The sequence below is a fragment of the Priestia sp. P5_B4 genome, assembly GCF_056400385.1.
In genome coordinates this window covers 1-5,699 of the sequence record NZ_JBFULJ010000205.1, presented here as the reverse complement: position 1 = coordinate 5,699, position 5,699 = coordinate 1, and the positions used below count along the sequence as shown (strand labels likewise).

General features: G+C 37.1%; 6 protein-coding genes. 3 read left to right on the top strand and 3 right to left on the bottom strand.

Annotated elements, in window-relative coordinates:
- The 3 genes from AC1DRF_RS15355 to AC1DRF_RS15345 form a co-directional block, all read left to right on the top strand.
- Nucleotides 1-505: hypothetical protein (locus tag AC1DRF_RS15355; protein ID WP_477741074.1), on the top strand; the 505-nt coding region annotated here is incomplete at its 5' end.
- A 506-nt stretch (nucleotides 506-1,011) separates the two neighbouring features.
- Nucleotides 1,012-1,941, top strand: coding sequence for a PD-(D/E)XK nuclease family protein (locus AC1DRF_RS15350; protein ID WP_477741073.1), 930 nt, complete (start codon nucleotides 1,012-1,014; stop codon nucleotides 1,939-1,941).
- Between the two features lie 156 nt (nucleotides 1,942-2,097).
- Complete coding sequence (locus tag AC1DRF_RS15345) at nucleotides 2,098-3,378, top strand: Nramp family divalent metal transporter (protein WP_043982798.1); 1,281 nt, start codon at nucleotides 2,098-2,100, stop codon at nucleotides 3,376-3,378.
- A gap of 87 nt (nucleotides 3,379-3,465) precedes the next feature.
- Here the strand turns inward: AC1DRF_RS15345 and AC1DRF_RS15340 are convergent, their stop codons facing one another.
- The 3 genes from AC1DRF_RS15340 to AC1DRF_RS15330 form a co-directional block, all read right to left on the bottom strand.
- Nucleotides 3,466-3,852, bottom strand: a complete 387-nt coding sequence (locus AC1DRF_RS15340; protein ID WP_477741072.1) for a hypothetical protein — start codon at nucleotides 3,850-3,852, stop codon at nucleotides 3,466-3,468.
- A 329-nt stretch (nucleotides 3,853-4,181) separates the two neighbouring features.
- Nucleotides 4,182-4,805, bottom strand: a complete 624-nt coding sequence (locus AC1DRF_RS15335) for a hypothetical protein (RefSeq protein WP_427076449.1) — start codon at nucleotides 4,803-4,805, stop codon at nucleotides 4,182-4,184.
- A 185-nt stretch (nucleotides 4,806-4,990) separates the two neighbouring features.
- Nucleotides 4,991-5,699: HAD family hydrolase (locus AC1DRF_RS15330; protein ID WP_477741071.1), on the bottom strand; the 709-nt coding region annotated here is incomplete at its 5' end.

Genomic DNA, 5,699 nt, shown 5'->3' with positions numbered 1-5,699 from the left:
GGAAATTATTATGAAAGTACAACCCGCAAAATGTGGTGTATATGTCTTAAGCAGTCTAGGAGCTGTTATAGTGTTCTTCTTACTTTTACTTAAGAACAGTGCTTTCTTTCTAGAGGAAGAATACAATCAAAACAAACCTGAAGCTGCGCTTGCGGTCAACGAACATACCTATCACCTTCACAAAGGTTCTATTAACTGGTCAAACGGCCGTTCAACAACAAAAAAAGAAATAAATGTATATGATTTATATACATACATATCGCAGCAAGAAAGTATCCCATTGCAGCAGCAACAATCRGTTAAGCTCCATTTTTCGAACTTAGACGGTGCTTATATTCGTAGTGTGAGTGTGCATATATGGAGAGATAACGGTGAAAAAACCAAGCTGTTTGTCAAAAATAATGAATTTAAGGTTCCTAAAAATCAAGGTTTGTACGTTGTTGATATTGCGATTACCTCTACAAGAGGAACAATGCAATATGCGGCAAATGTGCAAATACAGTAAGTTTTTTATATATTTACGTTTGGTCGAGAAAATCGGATAAGAAAACTCTTGTTGCAAGCAGGAAACGATGTGTGGAATAAAAAAGAAGTATTAAAAACATAGTGAAAGCATTCAAATAACAGCCCTTAACTTTTTCAGAAAATAATCCCACAAAAAAAGAGAGCGCTATCGCTCTCTTTTTTATAAAATGAAAAAGACGTCCACGCAGGACGTCTTTGATGCGTTTGTGGCGGGGACCGTGTGACCACATTCACACGTTTAGCTCGAAAGCATGCCCTTCGACTTACACAAATTAGCTCATCGCTTTATTAATATAACATCCGCCACAGAAAAAAGCAATCAATTTTTAAATAGTTTTTTTCTATTTATACATATTTCGCGAGAATCCACAAAATAATATGCATGCGTAGCTATTCACTCTCTACATTTTTAGTCTATTTTAACTCATGTACGAATATACTAATAGACCAACCTATGCGCAGTTTTTGAAAAAGGATGTGAATAGCTTGTTTCAATTCACTGATTTCCCTGAATTTTCATGGTCGTACTCCAGACATAAAATGGTCACACAATGCAAACGAAAGTATGCATATCATTATTATGTCTCACATAACGGATGGCTTGACAGCGCTTCTGCTCAGTCTCAGAGCGCTTATCGTCTAAAAAAGGTTTCCACTTTATCTATGTACGCCGGACAAGCCGTGCGTCAAGTGATTACAGAGGCCATTTCTGACTATACATCTACAAAGCTTGTCCCTAATGAACAGCACTTAGCAGAGAAAGTGCAGCAGCTACTAAATAACGCACTGCGTGATTCTACTGACTATGGAGAGCTTTGGTATCATAAGCCTGCTCAGTATAAGATGCTTTTAGAATTCTACGAAAACGGCTATATTTCTAAAAAAGATCTTAAAGACATGCAAAAACGGGTACACATTTGTGTACATCACTYTTTACAAAGTAAATCGTTTTGCGAAATCGTATCTTCACCTTTTTTAGAAGTGGAGCCTCATCAGTCGTTTCGTTCTATAAATGTGTATGATCATAAAGTATATGCGCCTTTTCATTCTCTTTTTAAAAACCCAGTCACAGACGAATTTACGATTGTTGATTGGAAAACAAGTAAACAAACAAAAGATGATTTGTTTCAACTGGCGATATACGCCCTCTACGTGCTAGCCGAATATAATATTTCCGTTGATCGGATAAAAGTCCGAAACGAATACTTGCTTTCAGGCAGTGCGCGTACGTATCAGCTTACTCTTCATGAAATTGAAGCTGTTATTCAGCAAGTTGATACAAGTATTGATTATATGAAAACTTTTTTGGAAGACTCAGAGGGAAATCAGCCTCTTCCGCTTGAGCATTTCCCTCCAACAGATACGCCTGCCTCCTGTCACGGCTGTGCATTTAAAGAATTGTGCCAAACGGGATAAAAAACAGCTGAAGATGATCTATATTTTTTGCTGAACTTTTTTATTGTCAAAAGAACCTTTGCTAGCATATAATTTGCATTAAGGAAACATTTTATACTTCATATAAAAAAATTAGCTTGGGCTATTTATTGTTCATCAAAGAAAGGAGCACTAGACATGAAAGATCAAAACGGCAGTAAAGCATTATCGGCTATGCAGCTAAGTGCTCAAGACGTATTGTCGGGTAAAACAAAAGGAATTAAGCGATTATTGCCTTTCTTAGGGCCTGCTTTTATCGCAGCGGTTGCTTATATTGACCCAGGTAATTTTGCTACTAACATTGCAGCAGGCTCTCAATACGGATACATGCTGCTTTGGGTTGTATTAATTTCTAACTTAATGGCTGTCTTAATTCAATCGTTATCAGCTAAATTAGGGATTGCAACGGGCTTGAATTTACCCGAGATAGCACAGGAACACTTCCCATCCTTCGTTTCTTTTGGGCTTTGGATCCAAGGAGAATTGGTCATTATGGCGACGGATTTAGCAGAATTTATTGGGGCTGCTCTTGGAATTTATTTATTATTTCATATTCCTTTGTTCCCAGCTGCACTTATCGCAGCGGTAGGCTCTTTTGCTATTTTAGAGTTACAAAGACGAGGTGTTCGACTGCTAGAAGCAGCTATTGCGGCGATGGTTTTTATTGTGGTATTAGCTTTTGGGACTCAAATGTTTCTTGCGCATCCAGACGGCGCAAGTGTTGTCCACGGCTTATTTGTYCCTCAGTTTCATGGAACAGACAGCGTGCTGCTAGCTTCTGGGATTTTAGGTGCTACAGTTATGCCACACGCGATTTATTTGCACTCAGCTCTTACGCAGCGCCGCGTGGTAGGAACTACAGAATCGGAGAAAAAAGCGATTTTCCGCTTTGAATTTATTGATATTGTGATTGCTATGATTATCGCTGGTGCAATTAATGCAAGCATGCTGATTGTCGCAGCAGCTCTATTCTTTAAAAACGGACTAAACGTGCAAGATTTGGACGTAGCTTTTACACAATTTGAACATTTAATTGGTCCCTTTGCAGCTATCGCGTTCGGAGTTGGATTATTATCTTCAGGACTTTCAAGTTCTTCGGTCGGAACAATGTCTGGAGATGTCATCATGCAAGGATTTATTAAACGCAGAATTCCTTTATATCTCCGCCGGTTCATTACAATTATTCCACCGCTTTTGATTATTGGGTTTGGCGTAAATCCAACAAGTGCACTAGTTGTCAGTCAAGTTATTTTATCGTTCGGAATTGCATTTGCGCTCGTTCCTCTTATCATGTTTACAAGCAACAAAAAAATCATGGGCGGATTGGTTAATCATAAAGCTACAACGGCGGTAGCTTGGGTGATAGCAGCATTAGTCATTTGTTTAAATATCTTTTTGATTTACCAAACGTTCGCATAGTAAATAAATCAAACTTTCAAGGAAAAAAAGAGACCCTAAAAAGTTAGATATAGTCTAACAATTGGGTCTCTTTTTTATTATTTCTTATTAAACGATAGTAAAAATGAAGTAGACGAGAGTTCCAATAATGGCCGACAGTACTAAGCAACCCAGTGGATATAAATAAGAATAGTTTTCTTTACGGATTGAAAGAAGGCGATCCACAATAAAAATAAGAATGACGCCCAGCATTCCGAATTCAAACATTAATAACCCAAAAATGGCGTGAAATATGAGTGACATGATAAAATCAATTTTTTTACTACGGTCTTTTACAAAAGAACTGACTAATAAATCAACGATAACCGTGCCTAACGTCCCCATTATTAAAAAGAAGGGTGTAAAAAATAAAAGGTATAAAGGAAATAAATCAATGAAATTCGGACTGGTTTTTTTAATAGAAAAATTAGGAATTGATTCTTTTATACCTGGCATAAAACAAAAAAGTAAAGTGAAAAAAAACGCAGCTATAATGGCGGCTGATAGCTTTCTATTTAAATGCATGTTTATTTTTTTATTACTAAATTCAGTAGTTGTTTTTGTATGTTTATGATTCATATGTCTTTAACGTGATGTACGCACCTTTTCCTTTCTCATAACTTTTTTATTTATATTTTATGTCTATCTTTTGTTACCAGCAGTTACAATGATACACGTTCTTTTTGAACTTGACTACACTAACGCGCTTTATGTCTATTCTCTTTTTCTTTTTGTGTCTATCGTTTGCTCTAAAACAAAAGACAGGCGTTTTTTTCTATATGTAATTAATAATCTTGTTTGGCTTCTTCAAACTTAAACACATCCGCTCGTTCTGATTGCTGTGTAATTAATAGGTTATACGTATGGTTGGACTTTTTTGGAATTTTAAATGCAACATCGAGGTTAAGGGGTTCATCGTCAGATAGTGACGGTGATGAAAAAGCTGTCCACAGGGTGTGCGGGGTTTCTGTCGATAAATTTCCTCCATCAGACGGTTCGTAGGTTTGATAAGTTGCTGTGTCTTGTAATGTAAACGTTGTATCGTTTAATACTACAGTTGAATGTTCATTAGGTGTTCGCTGAAACTGAACAGATACGACAATGTACTGGGTGTTTACTTGTTTAGCTCCTTTAACAGGATAAAATTGCGCATCCGTTGTGGACACATAATATTGACCGTGTTTTGATCGTTCTCCAAATGCTAATCGATCATCGGTTTCATCTTCTTGAGCTACCCGACTTACAGGGGCCATCGTTTCATCTGTTGCTGAAATTGTGTCTGCTCCCGGGGCATGTTTAGGTTGAGGTTTTTTGTAAGTGACGTGAGTATCGCCTTGTTTGTCTTCACAAGCGGTGAGACCTGTGAACAAAACAGCCGCTACAAGGCTTCTGGTAACTATTTTCTTCATGTTATTCCTCCAATGACTAGTCTATATACTATACTACATGGTATTCATCTGGTAATCAAGGATAATATTGGTACAATGTGAATGAAATCAGTGAGATTTGGAACGGATATAGGAGCTGCAAAGGCTGCTGTGCTTATTTTATAATAAAAAAGAGACGATTTCCGCCTCTTTTTTGTTTGTTCGTATTATGAATTTAGTTCATCTAAAATTGAATGCAGTTCACTTAAATGGGTAATTTCATAAGTAGGAATGACTTCATTTCGCTCTTTATCGTGACGATTAATCCATACAGATTTCATTCCAACGCGAGAAGAACCTAGTATATCTGTCATTAAATTATCTCCAACCATAATGGCTTCATCTTTCTTTAAATCCATAAGTGATAAAGCATGGTCGAAAATAGATGGATCAGGTTTACCACGGCCAAATGCACCTGAAATCACAATCTCATCAAAATATGGAACTAGTTCTGATGTAATATCCAATTTGGTATTTTGTAAGTCAGGTGAACCGTTTGTTAACAGCAGCAGCTTGTACTTTCCTTTTAATTGATCAAGCACTTCAAACGTTTCTTCGTATACAAACGGTGTTTTGCGGCGCTCTAATGGAAAACGTTCAGCTAGCTCTGCTCCAAAAGCATCATCGTGAATTCCTAGAGCACGAAGGCCTCGAGTCCAAGCTTCTTTGCGATAAGTAGGAACAATATCTTTCATTTTGCGGAATTCATCATGATCGTCTAAAAAATTTCCCCATAATCCTTCAAATGGATTAATGCCAATCATTTGCGTAAACTCATAGGTTTCATACGAAGCATATAATTCTCTTGCTTCCTTACGCACCGCTTCTTCTAGTTCTTCAGGTTTTAAATTATATTTCTCACTTGCATATGTACAT